The organism is Gordonia sp. AC31 (assembly GCF_031844505.1).
Lineage (GTDB): Bacteria > Actinomycetota > Actinomycetes > Mycobacteriales > Mycobacteriaceae > Gordonia > Gordonia hongkongensis.
Genome location: NZ_JAUZVK010000020.1, coordinates 1 through 20,252, shown reverse-complemented (window position 1 = coordinate 20,252; position 20,252 = coordinate 1). Strand labels below are relative to the sequence as shown.

The 20,252-nt window shown below is 70.6% G+C and carries 2 protein-coding genes; both read left to right on the top strand.

Going from position 1 to position 20,252, the window contains the following annotated elements; translation table 11 throughout:
- The first annotated feature begins 293 nt into the window (after positions 1-293).
- Positions 294-8,486 carry an amino acid adenylation domain-containing protein gene (locus Q9R39_RS19725; RefSeq protein ID WP_396275702.1) on the top strand — a complete coding sequence of 2,731 codons (8,193 nt, stop codon included), beginning with the start codon at positions 294-296 and terminating at the stop codon, positions 8,484-8,486.
- Positions 8,483-20,252 (top strand): non-ribosomal peptide synthetase (locus Q9R39_RS19720; protein WP_311278011.1); only part of this gene is annotated, 11,770 nt, incomplete at its 3' end. The genes Q9R39_RS19725 and Q9R39_RS19720, both read left to right, overlap by 4 nt.

Genomic DNA, 20,252 nt, shown 5'->3' with positions numbered 1-20,252 from the left:
TGTCACACCAGTTTTCGAACTCGTCTGATCGTCGGGAACGGCCGGTCGTGCGGGATGTATCACTTTTCGAAGCGGATGCGATGTACCGCGTATGATTCGTTGCTGTTCGACGATCGCTGCGGGGGGACGCGGGGGCGTCATCGTCGAGCGACCCAATCGCCGAAACCGACGTCGGACGTTGCATGGATGACACTGTGTCCCACCGAGATGGGACTGGGGGAGACTGGCGCCCGGGGGCACCCCGCGCGCCCCGAGGGGCGGATCTACTGGATCTGACCGCGGCCCAACGCGCCATGTGGTTTGCCGAGAACCTGGTCGACGACTCGGTCACCGTCGCGCACTACCTCGACATCGTCGACGACGGACGCCCGTTCGATCGGGAGCTGTTCCGTCGGGGAGTGCTGGAGGCGGCACGCGACCTGCAGACGGCGTACACGCGTGTGATCGAGGTCGACGGCACGCCTCGGCAATACATCGACTTCTCCGTTCCGTTCGACGTGATCGACGTCGATCTGCGGACGCACCCGGATCCCGAATCGGCAGCCGCCGACTGGATGCGCGCCGACCATCAGCGGTCGGTGGACCTGCTGGCCGATCCGGTCGCCGTCGCGGCCTTCATCCGGATCGCCGACGACCGGACGTACTGGTACATGCGCGGTCACCACATCGCGTTCGATGGATACGGCGCACTGATGTGCTTGCACGAAGCGGTGGCGCGCTACAACGAGCACCGCGCGCCGAGTTCTGCTGCGGAGGTCGCTGCCACGGTCCCGCCGCGAACCGGACGCCGACCGGTCCGCCGCGCCAGCATCGCCGAAGTGGTCGCCGACGACGCCGCCTACCGGCAGAGCACGCGGTTCGAGAAAGACCGCGAATTCTGGCAGGAACGCGCCGCCGGGCTCCCCGAGCGGGTCAGCCTCGCGGCACACCCGGCCACCGCCGGCGTCCGCAACGAGACCGTCGTCTCCGCCGGGCTGCTCGGTCCCGAACTGGATGAGGCACTGCGTCGGTGCGCCCGGTACCTCGACGCCTCGGTTGCCGCCATCCTCACCGCCGCGTTCGCCGCGTTCCTCGCGCGCATGTCCGGCAGCGACGACATCGTCCTCAGTCTGCCGGTCACCGCACGGACGACGGCGCGCGTCCGGCACTCGGCCGGGATGGTCTCCAACATGTTGCCGCTGCGCGTGGACGGAATCTCCTCCGCGACGTGCGCCGACGTCGTCGTGGCGGTCAGCGCGGAGATCACCGCGGGTCTGCGCCATCAACGGTATCGATCCGAGGACATCAGGGCGGCAGCCGGTTTCGGTGATGCCCGCGGCACGTCGTTCGGACCGCTGGTCAACCTGTTGCTGTTCGACAAGCCGATCGTCATCGACGGCGCCCGCGTGCGCTATCACATGCTGTCCGCCGGTCTGGTCGAAGACCTGGTGATGAACGTCTTCGCGGCCGGCCCGGAGGCCCCGCTGGAAGTGGGTCTGCACGCGAACCCCACGCTGTACGGGTCGGCGGAACTGGAGGCACATCGCGGTCGCCTGCTCAACGTGCTCACACAGTTCGTCGCGCACCCGAACCTGCCGGTCACCGACCTCGACCTGCTGATGGCCGGGGAGTCGGCAACCCTGGATCACCTCGGTTCCGGCGGGCCGGCCGTCGGCGTGGTCGGTGAGCACGTGCTGGCCGCCTTCGATCGCCAGGTCGAGTCGACGCCGGACGCGGCCGCGGTGACGTTCGGCGACACCACCCTCACCTACCGCGAATTCGCGCGTGCGTGCGACACATTCGCGGACCGGTTCACGAGTCTGGGCGTCCGGCGCGGCGATCGCATCGTCGTGGCACTGGACCGCTCGATCGAGCAGGTGTGCGCCGTGTATGCCGCGATCGGGCTGGGTGCGGCCTACGTGCCGGTCGATCCGGCCGAACCGGAAGAGAGGCGGCAGGCGATCATCGCCGCGGTCGAACCCGCCCTGGTCGTCGACGCACACTTCGTCGCCGGTCTCGCCTCCCCGCGTCGAGGTCCGACGGCACGGCCGCATCGGGAGACCCGAGTTCCGGCTGATCTGGCCGCCTACGTCATCTTCACGTCAGGATCGACCGGGACCCCCAAAGGTGTCGAGATCGGTCATCGGGCGATCGAGCAACGCCTCGGGTGGATGCAGCACGATCACCCGATCGCCGCGGGGGACGTCGTGCTGTACAAGACGCCGGCGACCTTCGACGTGTCGGTCTGGGAGTTGCTGTGGCCGTTGCGCGTCGGGGCGCGGATGGTGATCGCGATGCCCGGCGGACACCGCGATCCCGCGTACCTCCGCGACCTCATCGCGCGCTCCGGCGTCACCGTCCTGCATTTCGTGCCGTCGATGCTCGATGCCTATCTCGACGTGGTGCTCGGACCGGACCCCGGTGGTTCGACAACTCAGTCCGTCGACGACTTCGGCGGAACCGACACGATGGCGCACGAACGGCTCTCCCTACCCGACCACGTGCGCTGGGTGTTCACGTCGGGCGAGGCGCTGCCGGCCCGGCTCGCCCGGCGCGTACGGTCGACCACCCGTGCCGGACTGGTGAATCTGTACGGGCCGACCGAGGCGGCGATCGACGTGACCGCCCAGCGGGTCACGACGGATGGTCCCGCCGTTCCGATCGGACACCCGGTACCGGGGACCGAGGTGCGGGTCCTCGACGGCCGACTCCGTCCGGTTCCGGTCGGGGTCGCCGGCGAGTTGTATCTGGTGGGGCCGCAGCTGGCATCGTGCTACGTCGGTGCGCCGGGACTGACATCGGGCAGGTTCACGGCCGATCCGCGGGGGGACATGGGTGCCCGGATGTACCGCACCGGGGATCTGGTCCGATGGACTGCGGACGGTGAACTGGAGTATCTGGGACGAACCGATCAGCAGATCAAGATCCGGGGTCAGCGCGTGGAACCCGGCGAGGTCGAGGCGGTGATCGCCGCGATCCCGGGCGTCGACGCGGTAGCGGTCGTCGCCCGCCGCGATCTCGGGCCCGCACCCGTTCTCGTCGCCTACCTCCGTGCTCGCCGGGATGGGTCCGTGCCCGACTCCCGCGCCGATCGTGATGCCGGTGACACCCGGCAACTGCTCGACGCCGACGCTGTGCGCGCGCACTGCCGACGGCGCCTCCCCGGACACATGGTTCCGCCTGGGATCGTCTTCCTCGACGCGTTTCCCACCACCCGGTCGGGCAAGCTGGACACACGCGCGCTGCCGGTTCCCGTACTCGGCTCCGCCGCAACGAGTTTCCGGACGCCGCAGACCCCGGTCGAGCGGGCGATCGTGTCGCTGGTGGAGGAGGCGTTGGACCGTGAGGGGGTCAGCGTCTCGGACAATCTCTTCGCTTTGGGGGCGGATTCGTTGCTCGCCGCCCGGATGGTGGCCCGCGCGCGTGTCGACCACGGCCTGGGGATTGCCCTGACCGACGTCTTCGACGCGGTCGACCTCGCCGATCTCGCGTCACGCGCCGTGGTCGTCCCGCAGTCCGACCGGTCCGCAGCGAGCCGGTCGCAACCACCGCGTCCGGCGCGAATCCCGCTGTCGCAGGCGCAGACCCGGTTGTGGTTCATCAACCGGATGTCGCCGGCCGAGTCGACCTATAACATGTCGGGCGCGCTGCGCCTGGCGCACGCGCTGGACACCGATGCCATGCACCGGGCGGTCCTGGACGTCGTCGACCGGCACGAGATCCTGCGCACGGTGTTCCCGGTCGTCGACGGCGAACCCGAGCAGCGAATCCTGGACACGCGCACGGCTGCCGATCTTCTGGGCGGGACACACGTCCAGCTCGTCGCCGGGAGCGCAGCGAGCGGGACACATGTGACCGACGCCGGAGACGATGTGAACGTGGCGATCTCCGCCATCACCGACGTGGGCTTCGATCTGGCCGAGGAGATCCCGTTCCGGTACCGCCTGGTGACCGGACATCCGGATGGCGACATCGTCGTGCTGGTCCTTCATCACATCGCGGCCGACGGGCACTCGCTCCGGCCGCTGCTGCGAGATCTGATGACCGCGTACGACAGTCGACGCGCGGGTGCGGAACCGGATCTCTCACCGTTGCCGATGCAGTACGCCGATGTCGCCGTCGAGCGCGCCGAGACGCTCGGAACGCCGGATGCGCCGTCGTCGGTTCTGGTCGAGGGCCTGGAGTTCTGGCGGGCGGAGTTGCGCGGCGCGCCGGATCTGCTGCAGTTGCCCACCGATCGGCCGCGTCCGCGGGTGATGTCGAGTAGCGGAGCGCATGTGGACACCGTGCTCGGGACGGGCCTGACCGCGGGGATCCGGCAGCTCGCGAGATCGTTGGCGGTCACCCCGTTCGCGGTGTTCCAGTCCGCCCTGGCGATCACCGTGGGTCGGCTGGCCGCCACCGACGACGTGAGTATCGGGACCGCGGTCGCCGGCCGCGACGATCCGGCGCTCGCCGACCTCGTCGGCATGTTCGTCAACACCGTCGTGCTGCGAACGACCCTGCAACCCGGGGACACCGTCGCCGACTTCGTCACCGCCGCGCATCGCCGCTGCGCGCACGCGATGAGCCGCGTCGACGTCCCGTTCGAACGGGTCGTGGACGCTGTCGCGCCACACCGGTCGCCGTCGCACTCGCCGCTGTTCCAGGTCGCGCTGACGGTTCAACCCGATCAGTTGGCCGAGCTCGCCCGATGGGCCGGGTCCGCGGAGGTCCTCGATGCCCGGGTACCGTCCGCGAAGTACGACGTGACCGTGTCGGTCACTGACCGCACCGACCGTTACGACGTCGAATTCGCCTATGCAACTGACCTTTTCGACGAAGCTACGGTGCGTGACATGGCGCGGCGGCTGGAGTTCGTCCTGGAGCAGATGGTGCACGAGTCGTCGCGGAGCATCGGTGCGATCGACCTGCTCCGCCCGGACGAGATGCGTACCCTGGCGGCGCCGGCCCGGGGATCGCGTTCGGAGCAGACCCTCGCGACACTGCTGACGCGCGGTCTCGCGAGCGCCGACCCCGGCGCCCCTGCCCTGCTCGGGGAGAGCGCGGTCCGCTGGTCCGAGGTGACGACCACGACCAATCAGATCGCCCGCGTCCTGATCGAACGCGGCATCGGCCCAGGCGACGTCGTAGCGGTGAGCATCCCGCGCTCGCCCCGGTCGGTCCTGGCCGTACTGGGCGTGGCCATGAGCGGCGCCGCCTTCGTGATGATCGACTCCCGTCTGCCCGCCGCCCGCCGTTCGGCGATGCTCGCCGACAGCGGTGCGGTTCTGGTCATCACGGCGGATCCCGTCACCACGGACGGCGCCGGGTCCTCGGCGACCCGATCCACGGTCGCGCAGCTGGTTCTCGATGACCTCGAGGTGGATCTGGGAATCGCCGGACGGCCGACGCACCGGGTGGCCGACGCCGAGCGGGTACGGCCGATCGCCCTCGACGACGCGGCCTACCTCCAATTCACCTCCGGGTCCACCGGCCGGCCCAAGGCCGTCACGGTGACCAACGCCGGGTTCGCCGAACTGGTCGGTGAGCAGCAGCATCGCCTGGGCGCGGGCCCGGACTCGCGGATACTCCATGTCGCCGCACCGGGATTCGATGTCGCGGTCTGGGAGATCGTGTTCGCGGTGTGTTCGGGCGCCCAGCTGGCGATCAGCCCACCCGAGGTGTTCGCCGGTCCCGAGCTGGCGACCATCATCGCCCGTGACCGGGTCACCCACACGATCATGACGCCCACCGCGCTCGCCACTCTCGATCCTGCCGCGGTGCCCGAACTCTCGGTCGTGATGGTGGCGGGCGAGGCCTGCCCTCCGGAGTTGGTCGCGAGGTGGCATGCGGCCGGCCGCCCGCTGCTCAATCTCTACGGTCCCAGCGAGACCACGATCTGGGCCACCGCCTCCGCGCCCCTCCGGCCCGCGGAACCGGTCACGATCGGTGGGCCGATCGCCGGAGTCGGCGTCCGGGTCCTCGACGCCTGCCTGCGTCCGGTGCCGGACGGTGTCCTGGGTGAGCTGTACCTGTCGGGACGGGCACTCGGGCGCGGCTACCACGGTCGTCCCGGACTGACGGCGGGCCGGTTCGTCGCCGATCCGTTCGAGACCGGGGGGCGGATGTACCGCACCGGGGACCTCGTCACGCGCACGCCGTCCGGCGACATCGTCTACCACGGGCGCAACGACTTCCAGATCAAGATCCGCGGCATGCGGGTCGAACCCGGCGAGGTCGACGGCGTGCTGGCAAGTCATCCCGACGTGGACATCGCGGTTACCGTCGGGACGTCGACCCCCGCTGGGGACACGGTGCTGGTGTCGTATGTGACCGCCCCTGCCGACCGGGTCCCCGCACCCGAGCACATCCTCGACCACGCCGCCGCCCGCCTGCCGTCGCACCTCGTACCGCACACCGTGGTGGTGCTCGACGAGTTGCCGATGACCCGGACCGGCAAGGTCGACCGCCGCGCCCTGCCCGGGGTGGAGATCTCGCCCGCACGTGAATATGTCGGCCCCCGCAGCCGGCTCGAGGGCGTCGTGGCCCAGATCTTCGCCGACGTGCTCGGTCTGCGGGAGGTCAGTGTGTACGACGGGTTCTTCGAACTCGGCGGGAGCTCGCTGTCGGCGACCAAGGTCGCCTATCGCGTCGAACAGCATGTCGGACGCCGCGTGCCGATGTCGCTGCTCTTCGAGAACCCGACCGTCGCGGACTTCGTGGCGGCGGTGGCGACGGCAGACCGGGCGGTCTCGGGACGCATGCTGACGCCGCGCGAACGCACTCATGTCGTCGACCTCACGGGAGTGCAACGCGGCCTGTGGTCGATCAACCAGACCGATCCGGCCTCGCCTGCCTACAACGTCGGCCTGACCCTGGAGCTCGACGGCCGGCTCGACGTCCCGGCCCTCACGGGCGCGGTGGGTGACCTCGTCGCGCGGCACGAGTCGCTGCGCACGCGTTACCCGCTGCACGACGGCACACCGGTGCAACTCATCATCCCCGCTGCGGATGCGGTGCACGCGTTGCGGATTCCGCTCGTCGATCTCGCCGCCGGTGACCGGCCCGACATGCCCGCCGAGGACCGGTTGGGCGCCGAGGTCGCCGCTGTCGTCGGAGCGGGTTTCGACCTGACCGGCCCCCCGGCGGTCCGCGCGACGATCCTGCGGGTGAGCCCGGACCGGCACCTGCTGGTGTTCGTCGTCCACCACATCAACGCCGACGGTGGGTCGCTCGGCCCGCTGTCCCGCGACCTCGCCGAGTTCTACTCCGCCCGCATCTCGGGGCGAGCCGGATCGAGAAGTGCGGTGGGGCAGCGCGTGCAGTTCGCCGACTATGCGATCTGGCACGCCGAGCGCCTGCAGACCACGCGGCCCGACGGGGAGACGGAACGTCAGCGTCAACTGCGGTACTGGGGGCGACGTCTGGATCGGGCGGGGGAGCCGGCGACGATCCCGACCGACCGGCCCCGGCCCGTGGAGCCCCGCCATGTGGGCGGAGTCGTCGATCTCGACATCCCGTCGCCCACCGCGACGATGCTCCGCCAGATGGCGCGGGTGGGCAACACGACGCGGTTCGCCGTCCTGCACGCGGCGCTCGCGGTCCTGCTCGGGCGGTTGTCGGGAAGCGACGACATCGTCATCGGCACACCGTTCGCCGGTCGTGATGATCCCGCCCTGACCGACATGGTGGGGATGCTCGCGACCACGGTGCCCCTGCGTACGCGGCTTCGTCTCGACGAGCCGTTCGCGGACCTCTTGCGACGGGTGCACACCGATGATTTCGCCGACCTGGGTCACACCGACGTGTCCTTCGACGAGATCGTCGATCATCTCGCCCGGACCGACCGTGCGTCGGTCCGCCGCGGACGCCGAAACCCGTTGTTCTCGGTGATGCTTTCGTACCAGAATCTCGAGTTCCCGGACGTCGAACTCGACGGGCTGCACGTCCGGCCGCGTCTGCCCGAGTCCTTTCCCGCCAAGGTGGACCTCGAGGTCATGCTCTACCCGGGCGACCCCGACGGCGTCGACCGGAACGGCGCGTTGGGCGGGCAGATCGCCTTCGACACCGATCTCTTCGACCCCGGCACGGTGGCCCTGTTCGCCGAGAGATTCCGAAATCTGTTGGCCGACATCGTGTCACGGCCGGATACTGCGATCGGGGATCTCGCCGTCTGGGCGGAGCAAAACGCGCCGCAAGCGCGCGGGAACGATGCCGTCCGGCCGCTGCACGAGCTGGTGTCGGAGGTCGCGGCAGTCGCGCCCGACACGGTCATCGGCGTCGCGGGGGCGCCACAGGTGACCTTCGCCGATCTCGAGGCAACCGCGGTCGCGATGTCGATGTCGATTCCCGACGAAGACCCGGCGGAGGCGTTGACGATCGCCGTGGCGACGCTCCTCGCCGACGCCGACCGATCCATCGACGAGGTCTTCGACAGCGTGCGAACCGCCGCCGATGCCGTCGTGCACGGCCACACGGGCGCCGGATCGGGCGCGGTCCAGCGAAATCGAGTGGAACCCGCGTGACGTCGGACACCTCGATTCCCCGCACTTCGACGGGGCATGCCCAGCCGTCGCTGCGCCGCCTGTCCGCGCTGCGGCTGCTGGCGCTCGCCGCCGCCCACGCGGGCGACGACGAGGCGATGTCCGGGGCGGCCGGTCCGGTGACCTTCCGTGCTCTGCACCGCCGGGTCTCGGCCTCGGCGATCACCCTGGCGGAGCGGGGCGTCGCGCCCGACGCCGCCCTCCGCGCGACGGTGACGGCGCTGATGCCGCGCGCGGGGCTGAGCGGATCGCAACTGGCTACCGCCGCGGCCGGAATCGTCGATGAACTCGACCGGCGGATCACCGAGATCCTGGGCCTCGGTGACCGCGAGTCGCTGCCGGGGCTTTTCCGGATCGCCGCACGACGACGTGCCGACGCCGTCGCTCTCGCCGACCTCGACGGGGCGTCGCTCACCTACCGGGAACTCGACGAGCGCTCCGAACGGATGGCGCACGCCCTCGTCGATCGTGGTGCGGGTCCCGAAACACTCGTGGGGGTCGCGCTTCCGCGCTCGGTGGACCTCATCGTGGCGTTGCTCGCGGTTCTCAAGACCGGTGCCGCCTATCTACCCCTCGACCGGACACACCCGGTTGCGCGCCTGCGCGGGATCGTCGAGGACGCGTCGCCGGTCGCCGTCGTGGCCGACGCCGAGACGGTCGGGGCCTGGGCTGCGATGCCCGCGCCGCTGTGCACGCCGCAGGACCTGTTGGCGCAGTACGACATCGATGCCCGGTCGGTCTCGACCCCACCGCTGCCGGAGCACGTGACCGCCCAGTCGAGCGCCTACGTGATGTACACCTCCGGATCCACCGGGCGCCCCAAAGGCGTTGTGGTCACCCACGACAACGTGGTGTCGCTGCTCGATGCGCTCGACGCCGTAGTGGAGAGTTCGCCCGACGACGTGTGGTCGATGTTCCACTCCTACGCGTTCGACGTCTCGGTCGGCGAGATCTGGGCCGCACTGCGCGCCGGCGGTCGTCTCCTCGTGCTCGACCACGCGACGACCCGCGCCCCGGACGACGTGGTCGAGGCGTTCGACCGACACGGGGTCACGATCGTCAACTTCACCCCGTCGTCGTTCTATCAGTTCGCGGCGGTCGTCCGCCCACCCCTCGGCCGTCGATTGCCCGACTCCGTTCGGCGCCTGCACTTCTCGGGCGAACTCCTCGACTACGAGCATGTCCGGACATGGCAGACGGACCGGGCGGCCGACGGGTCGGCGACCCGTCCCGGCGCCGATGTCGCGGGCCCGCAACTGAACAACATGTACGGTCCCACCGAGACCACCGTCTACATGACCCGTCGGGATCTGACGCGCGCATTCGTCGACCGGGCAACCGCCTCCGACATCGGGACCCCGCTGCTCGGTTCGCGGGTGTACGTCCTCGACGGTCGGCTCGCCCCCGTGCCCGACGGCGTGCCCGGTGAACTGTACGTCGCGGGCGCCCAGGTCACCCGCGGGTTCCTGAACCGGCACGGTCAGACGTCCACACGGTACGTCGCCGACCCGTTCGGACCGCCGGGCGGTCGGATGTACCGGACCGGCGACGTCGGGATGTCCCGCAACGGGTCCATCGAATTCGTGGGACGACGCGATGGCCAGGTGAAACTCCGCGGCTTCCGGATCGAGCTGGGAGAGGTCGAGTCGGCGATGTCGGCGCTCGACGGCGTCGACGCGGCGGGGGCGGACATCCGTACGCTCGGCGACACCGAGCATCTGGTCGGCTACCTCGTCGCCGCGGGCGGCGCCGCTTCGGCGGCGGATGACGCAGTCGGGCTGTCGGATAGCGAGATCCGCACGCGCCTGGCGACCGCGGTGCCCGAGTACATGGTGCCCACCCGGTTCGTCCGGCTACCCCGACTTCCGCTCACCGTGAACGGCAAGCTCGATCGCGGCGCCCTGCCCGATCCGGGGTCCGGCGATGGCCCGGAGGTTGCCGAGCCGCCCGCCGGCGCGACCGAGGCGGCCCTGGCCGCACTGGTCGCCGAGATCTTGGGCGTGAGCGACGTCGGGGTCACCACGTCGTTGTTCGATCTCGGTGGCAACTCGCTCACCGCTACCCGGGTGGCCGCCCGGGCAGCCGAGCATTTCGGCACGACGGTTTCCGCGCGAGATGTGTTCGCCGATCCGACGGTCCGGGGTCTGGCAGCGGTCATCGACGGACGCGACCCCGGAGACCACGACGGACGCGGGGGAGCTGATCGCCGGGTGTCCCTGCGCCGAGTGGGCCGCGACGGGGTGCTCCCGTTGTCGCCCGCACAGCGTCGAATCTGGTTTCTGGAGACGCTGGATCCGGGCGGGGCCGGGTATCTCATCCCGGCCGTGCTCCGCCTCGATGCCGCATCGGGTTCGGTCCAGGAGGCGGCGGATGACCGGTCCCCGGACCCTGCGGTCGTCGCCGCGGCTCTCGCGGATCTGCTTGCGCGACACGAGGTGTTGCGCACTCGATTCGTATCGGTGGACGGCGTTCCCGAGCAGGTCATCGCGCCCGCGGGAGACCCTCGACACGACGTCCGGGTGACACCCCCGATCGACATGCGCGGCGCCGGCGAGGGCGACGTCACGGCCACCATCGCCGAGATCACCAGTCGTGGTTTCGATCTCGAAGCCGGTGCGCCTGTTCGGGCCCGCCTGATCCGCGTCGCCGACGACGCCGTGATCCTGGTCCTGGTGGTGCACCACATCATCAGCGACGGTGGCTCCGTCGCGCCGATGGTCACCGACTTCGTCACCGCATACGAGGCGCGCGCGGCCGGCCGCGAACCCAGCTGGGCGCCCCTGCCGGTTCAGTACGTCGACTACTCGGTGTGGCAGCACCTTCGGCTCGGGGACGCCGCCGACCCCACGTCTCTCGCAGCACGTCAGCTCGACCACTGGCGAACCCGTCTCGCCGGGGTGCCGGCACTCATCGAGTTGCCGGTGGACCGGCCGCGCACCGCGGTCCGGGACGACTCGGGTGCCGAGCTGTCGGCGACGTTCGACGCCGCCACCTGGAACGCTCTGGGAGACCTCGCCGGTCGGCACGGCGCGACGATGTTCATGGCCGTCCACGCCCTGCTCGCGGTCACTCTTGTCCGGTCCGGCGCCGACGAGGACGTCGTCATCGGGACCCCGGTCGCGGGTCGGGGCGAGCGCGATCTGGACCCATTGATCGGGATGTTCGTCAACACGCTGGCGCTGCGCAGCCGGGTGCGTCGAGCGGCCTCGTTCACCGATCTGCTGGACGACATCCGCGAGATCGACGTGACCGCACTCGATCACGCCGACCTGCCGTTCGAGACTGTCGTCGACGAGGTCGTCGCGGTACGCGACACCGCGCACCCGCCGCTGGTCCAGGTCGCTCTGGCATTCCAGAACGCCGCACGGCCGACCGTCGAGTTGCCGGGGCTCGTCGTCTCCGAGATCGAGGCCCCGGTCACCACCGCGAAGGTCGACCTGCAGATCACGGTCCTCGACGAGCCGGGCCGCAGCCCGGCCGACGACACGCGCGTGATCGTCACCTATGCCACCGCCCTCTTCGACGCCGGCACGGTGGACGCGTTCGTCCGTCGGATGACCGCCATCGCGCGAGCGGTGGTGGACGAGCCGCACACGCCGGTCGGCGACCTGTCCACCGGAGACGATCACTTGGATGCGGTGATCGCGGCACCGGGTCTCGCGTCGGCGAGGTCGACGCTCGCCGACCTGCTGGACGCCGCGATCGCCGTGAATCCCGACGGCATCGCGGTCACCGAGAACGGGCAGCACCTGACGTACACCGAGCTCGACCTCCGTACGCGCCGGCTGGCCGACGTACTCCGTGCGCGTGGCGCCGGGCCGGACGCCGTGATCGCCCTCGCCACACCGAGATCTCTCGAAGGCACGGTCGGGTTCTGGGCGATCGCGCGCACGGGCGCGGCGGTGGCGCCCGTCGACCCCGGCCTGCCCGGGGAGCGCCTGCGCTACATGCTGGACACCGTCGACGCGCGTCTCGGGGTCACCTCGTCCGAGGTCGTCGCCGGGCTGCGACCGGCGGCTGCGGCGGTGGACTGGGTTGTCGCCGAACAGCCCGGCGATCCGGACGAGACCGGAGTCGCGTCCGCCCGACGTCCGCGCCCCGACGAGACGGCCTATGTCATCTTCACGTCCGGCTCGACCGGCCGGCCGAAAGGCGTCGCGGTCACCCACCGCGGGCTGGCCGATCTGATCGCCGATGCCCGTGCGAGATTCGGGCTCACGCCGGCGGCGCGCGTACTCCGCTTCGCGGCACCGGGTTTCGACGCCGCGGTGTTCGAGACGCTGGTCGCGGTGGCGGCCGCGTCGACCATGGTCGTGGTGCCCGGCGGGGTCACGGGCGGCACCGAACTCGCGGCGATCCTGCGGCGGGAGCGTATCACCCACGCGACGATCACCCCGACCGCCCTCGCCACGGTGTCCGAGGCGGTCACCGAATCGGGCGCGGCGACCGGCACCGGGTTCCCCGATCTCGAGGTCATCTCCGTCGCCGGTGACGTCTGTTCGCCGGAACTGGTCCGGGCCTGGTCCGCCGGTCGCTCGATGCACAATCTCTACGGTCCCACCGAGACCACCATCTGGGCGACATCGTCGGCACCGATGCGGCCCGACTCCGCGGTCACCATCGGTGGTCCGATCGCCGGTGTCACCGCCGCAGTTCTCGATCCCCGCCTGCATCCCGTTCCCGCCGGCGTGGCCGGGGAACTGTATCTGGCGGGTTCCGCCCTCGCCGTCGGCTACGTCGGCCAGACCGCGTTGACCGCCGAGCGCTTCGTCGCGGCACCGTTCGGCGCGCCGGGCGAGCGGATGTACCGGACCGGTGATCTCGTACGATGGCGCCGACGGAGCGGCCGCTGGACGCTGGACTTCCTGGGCCGCAGCGACTTCCAGGTCAAGATCCGGGGTTTCCGGATCGAGCTCGGTGAGATCGACGCCGTTCTCGGCGAGCACCCGGGGGTGGACTTCTCGACGACCGCCGGAATCGAGCACCCGACCTCGGGTGAGACGGTCCTCGTGTCCTGGGTCCATGGTGTCGTCGGCGCTGCGCCCGACACCGCAGACGTCGCGACCCACGCGGCTCGACGGCTCCCCGCCCACATGGTGCCCACCGTGATCGTGCCGATCGACGACATCCCGCTGACGGACACCGGAAAGCTCGACAGCAGGGCGTTGCCCACACCGCGTTTCGGTGCACACGTCCACGTCCGTCCGTCGACGGCAACCGAGCAGGCGGTCGCTGCGGTCTACGCAGAGGTCCTCGGACTCGATGCCGCGGAGGAGGTGTCGGCCGAGGCGTCGTTCTTCGATCTCGGCGGCACCTCGCTGTCGGCGACCCGGGTGGTGGCCCGCCTGGGTGGCTCGCTCGGTGTGGAGATCGGAGTCCGCGCGCTGTTCGAGACGCCGACGGTCCGGGCGCTGGCCGCCGCCGTCGATGCGGGGGAACACGGTCGCGGTGCCGATCTGCCCGCGCTCGAGGCGATCAGCCGGCCGGACCCGGTACCCCTCTCGTACGCCCAGCGTCGGATGTGGTTCCTGAACCAGTTCGATCCGCACTCCGCCGCCTACGTGATCCCCATCGTGGTCCGTCTGCGCGGGGACCTCGACGTGTCCGCGATGCGGGCGGCCATCCTCGACGTCGTCGACCGCCACGAGGTGCTGCGCACGATCTACCCGACGACGACGCCCGACGGCGACACCGGCGCGGAATCCATCGCGGCCGGGTCCGCGTCGGCCGAAACGGGCGCTCGCGCCGTCGAACCCGTGGCGCATGCGCCCGACGACTGGGCCGGGCGCATCAAGATCGGGCACACCGTGGTCCCGCCGCGGGCCGCCGCATCATCCGACGAGGTCGTCGACCAGGAGATCCAGGAACTCGTCACGACCACGTTCGACGTGACGACGGACCTACCGGTACGGGTGCGCGTCATCACCGCGTCGGCGGATCACCACGTACTCGTCATCGCGCTGCACCACATCGCCGCCGACGGTGAGTCGGCACCGGTGCTGGCGGCCGAGATCGCGCGGGCGTACGCGGCCCGGCGGTCGGGCCGCGCACCGGACTGGCCGGCCCTGCGCTTCCAGTACGCGGATTACGCGGTGTGGCAACGGCATCGGCTCGGTGACCCCGCGGACGCCGACTCCCTGATCGCGCGCCAGTTGCGGTTCTGGGTCGAGCGGTTGACCGGCCTGCCCGACATCCTCCCGCTGCCGATCGACCGCCCGCGCCCCGCCGACACCGATGGACGCGCGGCCACCGTGCGGTGGTCATTGCCCGCGGCCGTGGTGTCGCGACTGCGCCGACGCGCCGCCGCCCGCCGTGCCACCCTGTTCATGGTCGCGCACACGGCCACCGCCGCGGTCCTCGCGCGCCTGACGTCGACGAACCGGATCGCCGTGGCCACACCCGTCGCGGGACGAGGCCGACGCGAGATCGACCAGCTGATCGGCATGTTCGTCAACACCGTCATCCTGTCGGTCGACGTCGAGCCGCACCTCACCGTCGGCGCGTTGCTCGAGCAGGTCAAGAACGCCGACCTCGCGGCGTTCGACAACGCCGACGTGCCGTTCGAGCGGGTGATCGACGCGGTGAACCCGCAGCGCATCGAGAACGTGGAGCCGCTCGCCCAGGTGCTGCTCGTCCACTCCACGAGCCGCGGACCGGCGCTCGGCACACTGGCCGATCTCGACACCGAGTTCGTCGAGATCGAGGACACCGCCGCGAAATTCGACCTCACCATCGGTTTCCGCGAGACCGCCGACGGTGGGCTGACCGGCTCGATCGCCTATGCCACTGCGCTGTTCGACCCGGCGACCGCGGAGATGATCTCCGCGGCGTTGTCCGCGGCACTCAGCTCGCTCGCCGACGACGCCGACCTGCCGGTCGCCGACCTCCCGATCCTCACCGCAGCCGAAGCCGATGCGCAACAACAGCTCTCGGTCGGTCCCGCGGTCGTCCTGCCCGACCTCACGATCCCGGCCGCGATCGCGGCCGCCGACCATCTGCGAGCGTCGGAGGCGGTTGCGGTGCGTTTCGGGGACCGCACTCTCACCCAGCGCGAGTTCGCGGCGCGGGTGGCCACCCTCGCGCGGGAACTCATCGCGCTCGGGATCGGCCCGGAGGACTGCGTCGCGGTGTGCATGCCGCGGTCGATCGAACTGGTCATCGCGGTCCACGCGGTACTCGCCGCCGGCGGTCAGTACATGCCGGTGGCACCCGACGCTCCCTCCGACCGCGTTCGCCACATGGTCGACACCGCGCACGCGAGGATCGCGCTGATCTGCGACGACCGGGCGCCCGCGGCGCAAGTTGTCGCCCGCGCGATCGTTGTGGACGCCGCGAACCCTGTCGACCTCGACACTGTCCCGGTCGCCGCCGACGAACGTCTGTCGATACTGCGCCCCGACCACGCGGCGTACACCATCTTCACGTCGGGGTCCACCGGCCGACCCAAGGGCGTCACGGTGTCCCATCGCGCCGTACTCAACCGATTGCGATGGGGAGTCGACGAATTCGGGATCGGACCGCACGACTCGATCCTCCTGAAGACGCCCTTCACCTTCGACGTGTCGGTGCCCGAACTGCTGACCCCGGCGCTGACCGGCGCCCGGTTGGTCATCGCGCCCGACGACGCCCATCTCGATCCGCATTCGATGGCTCGGCTGATCGACGCCGAGCAGATCACCACGGTGCACTTCGTACCGTCACTGCTCGCCGTGTTCATCGACGAAATCCGGCCCGTTCGCTCCGCTCCCGACGCCGGTGACATTCGGCCCGCTCGCTCCGCTCCCGGCGCCTGTGACATTCGGCCCGCTCGCTCCGCTCCCGGCGCCGGTGACATTCGCGACGATGCGAGTTCGCCGCTACCGAGCCTGCGACACCTCTACTGTTCCGGTGAGGCCCTGCCACCGGCGACACTGCGGGCGACGCGCGCGGCGCTCCCACGCGTACGCGTCTCCAACCTGTTCGGTCCCACCGAAGCCGCCGTCGAGGTCGCCGTCGCGACTCCGGACCCCGGCGCGGACGTGGTGCCCATCGGGCGGCCGGTGTGGAACACCCAGACGTTCGTCTTCGACGCACGCTTGCGTCCCGTGCCGGCGGGCGTCACCGGCGAGTTGTATCTGGGAGGCGTCCAGCTCGCCCGCGGATATGCGGCACGGCCGGACCTCACCGCCGAACGCTTCGTCGCCGATCCCGCAGGCGGCGGCCGACGCCTGTACCGCACCGGCGACCTCGTCCGGCGTAACCGTGCGGGCGACCTGGAGTATCTGGGACGCAGGGACTTCCAGGTCAAACTCCGCGGACAGCGGATCGAACTCGGTGAGATCGAGGCGGTCCTGTCCGACATCGACGGCGTACGCCAGGCCGTGGTCACCGTCGCGAGCGCCCCGGGCGGTTCGGACCACCTGGTGGGATATCTCATCGGACCCGGCGGCGGTGGACCGGACGGGGACGAGTTCATCGCACGCGCGCGGGAGGCGGTGACCGCGTCGTTGCCGGTGTACATGCGGCCGACACTGTGGGTGCCGCTGACCGAAGCGCCGCTCGGCAGCACCGGCAAACTGGACCGGAAATCGCTGCCGGCGCCGCGCTTCGACCCGTTGTCGGAAGCCGTCCACGCCGACGCCGCACCCGCCGACGACGCGGAACGGACCGTCGCCGCAATCGTTGCATCACTCCTCGGGGTCGAGGACGTCCCGGTGACCCGGTCGTTCTTCGAACTCGGCGGGGACTCCATCGCATCCATCCGCCTCGCGTCGATGCTGCGCGCCGCGGGGCTCCATCTGACCCCGCGCGAGGTGTTCGCGGCGTCGACCATCCGTGAGCTGGCCCGTCGTGCACAGACGGAGGCGATCCGGAAACTCGACGAAATACCGGGCGGGGCAGTCGGTCCGGTTGGGATGACCCCGGGCCTGGCGTGGATGCTCGACCTCGCCGACGACCCGGACGACCTCGCGGACTTCTCGCAGAGCACGGTGCTTGCGCTGCCGGTCGAGGCGGACGAGGCCGCCGTCCGCGCGGTGGTGACCGCGGTCGTCGCGGCCCATCCGATGCTGACGGCATCGCTGCGGACCGACTCCGTCGGGGGTCCGGTCGTCGTGGCGGGCGACGGCGACCCGGGTGACATCACGGTCGAGATCCTCGACCGCTCGGACATCTCGACATCGAGCCGGCCATCGACGCCGGCGCGCTCCGTCGACAGCGCCATCCGGGCAGCCCATGCGCGCGCCCTCGCGACCTTGTCGCCGGCCGACGGACGACTGGTCGCGGCGATCGGCGTCCGCTTCGCCGACGGCACCGGCCGACTCGTCGTCGCCGCCCATCATCTCGGCGTCGACGCCGTGTCGTGGCCGACCATCGTGGCGGGTCTGGGACGCGCGTGGTGGCAGTACCGCAACGGGGAGACGCCGGGCCTCGCGGCCGCGGGTACCTCGTTCCGGCGCTGGTCGGGTGTGCTGGCGGGACTCGCCGATCGCGCAGAGGAGATTGAGTGGTGGTCGCGCCAGCTGCCGCCGACCCCGGCGGAGTGGGAGATCGACCGGGCCCGGGACCGTCTCGCGACCACGATCTCGGTGTCCCGCACCGTCGGAGCCGGCCTGGCAGAGCGGGTCTTGGGCACGGTCGCCGAGACGTTCGGTGCGCGCCCGGACACCGTGGTGGCCGCGGCCGTGGCATTCGCGCTGCGGGATCCGGTCACGGCGTCCGGTCCGGTGTCGATGGTGATCGAGAACCACGGCCGCGAAGAGGGCATCGCACCCGGCGCCGACCTGACCGAGACGGTCGGATGGTTCACCTCGTTCGTACCCGTGAGCGTCGACGTCCCCGGGCCGGTGGAGGCGACCGCCCCGGCAGCACGAGGTGAGGCCGCCGCGGAGGCCACCCCCGGTCATCGTCTGGCGACGATGGTCAAGGCGCTCAAGGACACTCAGTCGCGAATGCCGGACAACGGCATCGCGTTCGGGCCGCTGCGATGGCTGCGTCCCGGCTCGCCGCTGCGAAACCGGCCCCTCCCGCCGATCACGGTCAATTACCTGGGTCTGCTCGGGGGCGGAGGCATCGACGACACCGATTCGACGGCAACGGATTTCGTGCCGATCGGTGACGCGCCGCCGCTTCCGCCGTCGGTTCGGGGAGACATGATCGCGTTGGCGGCGCTGACCGTGACGGCCGCCTCGGTGGCGACCGCGGGTGGTCGGGAGTTGCGAGTGGACCTCACGGCACCCGAGGGGTTGTTGGACGAGCCCGCGCTGGGCGGGATCGCCGATCGCTGGGAATCTGCACTGTCCTCGCTCGCCGCGTATGTGGATGCCGTGGGCGACCCGGGTCCGAGCGAGACCGACGTGATCGGCGGGCTCGACCAGACGGACATCGACCACGTGCTCGCCACCCGGACACGCGCAGCACGGACGCGCGGTCGCTACGCGATCTGGCCGCCGACGCCGCTCCAACAGGGGCTCTTCTACGAAGCCCAGCGGCTGGTCGGCGTCGATCCCTATGTGACCCAGTCGGTCATCGAGTTCGACGGAGCTCACCCCGCCGACATGCTCCTGCCGGCCGTCCGTGAGCTGTTGACCAGGCAACGTGTACTGCGCTCGGGGTTCACCCGCACGCCGTCGGGTCGACTGGTCGTGGTGGTACCCCCGGCCGATCATCCCGCGGTGACCGAGCCCGACTTCCGCGGCGTGGACCTCACCGGTCTGAGCACGGCCGACGCGGCCTCGCGGATCGTGCAGATCGCCGATGAGGACCTACGACGCCCGTTTGTCCTGGACGACCCGCCGCTCATCCGGTTCTCCGCGGTGTCCCACGACACGGTGACGGGCCCCGCGTGCACACTGGTCATCACCGCACACCACATCATCCTGGACGGATGGTCGGGGCCGATTCTCGTCGCCGACCTCCTCGCGGCCCAACTCGGCCGCCCGGCGATCACGCCGGCACGTGACTTCGAGTCCTACCTCGATTGGCTCGACCGACGCGACGCCGCGACCGCGATCACCGCCTGGCGCGAGCATCTCGCCGACATCGTTCCGACGCTGGTCCGTCCACAGGTGCACCCCGGTGCCGACCGCGAGCCCCGGCGGCACGAGGTGACGGCGCGGGTGTCCGCGACCACCCGGGCCGCCCTCGAACGGACGGTGCGGACGCTGGGCACGACGACGAGCACCGTGCTGAATGCGGCATGGTCGATCGTGTTGTCCCGCTTCACCGGCGAGCAACGAGTCGTTTTCGGTGAGACGGTGTCGGGGCGGCCCGCCGACCTCGACGGTGCCGACGGCATGATCGGCCTGTTCATCAACACCGTGCCGGTCGTTGCCGACGTCGCACCGGGTCGATCGCTGGCCGCTCTCATCGGTGAACTGCACCATGCCCGCGCCCGCATGCTCGACCACCAGTTCGTCGGACTCGGCGACATCACCGCGGCGACCGGCCACCCGCGCCTGTTCGACACCCTCGTGGTCTTCGAGTCGTATCCGGTCGACGTGGACACGGTCGTGGCGGGGTCGCGGACCTCGGGCCTCGAGATCCGCGACGTGAGCACGTCCGACGCCACGCACTATCCGCTCGCGCTCATCGCCGCACCGGAGGGCGACGACCTCTGCCTCACGGTCAAGACGGATCTGTCCGTCGTCGGCGAGGGTGTCGCCGAGACGGTCGCCGCCATGCTGACCGACCTGCTCGACGCGGTGATCGACGACCCGTCCCTGCCGGTGGCCGCGCTCGACCCGATGCCGACTGCCCTGCGCCCGACGG

Excerpts from the sequence above, each read along its gene's own strand:
- Q9R39_RS19725 (WP_396275702.1), top strand. The coding sequence starts at position 294 with ATGTGGTTTGCCGAGAACCTGGTCGACGACTCGGTCACCGTCGCGCAC.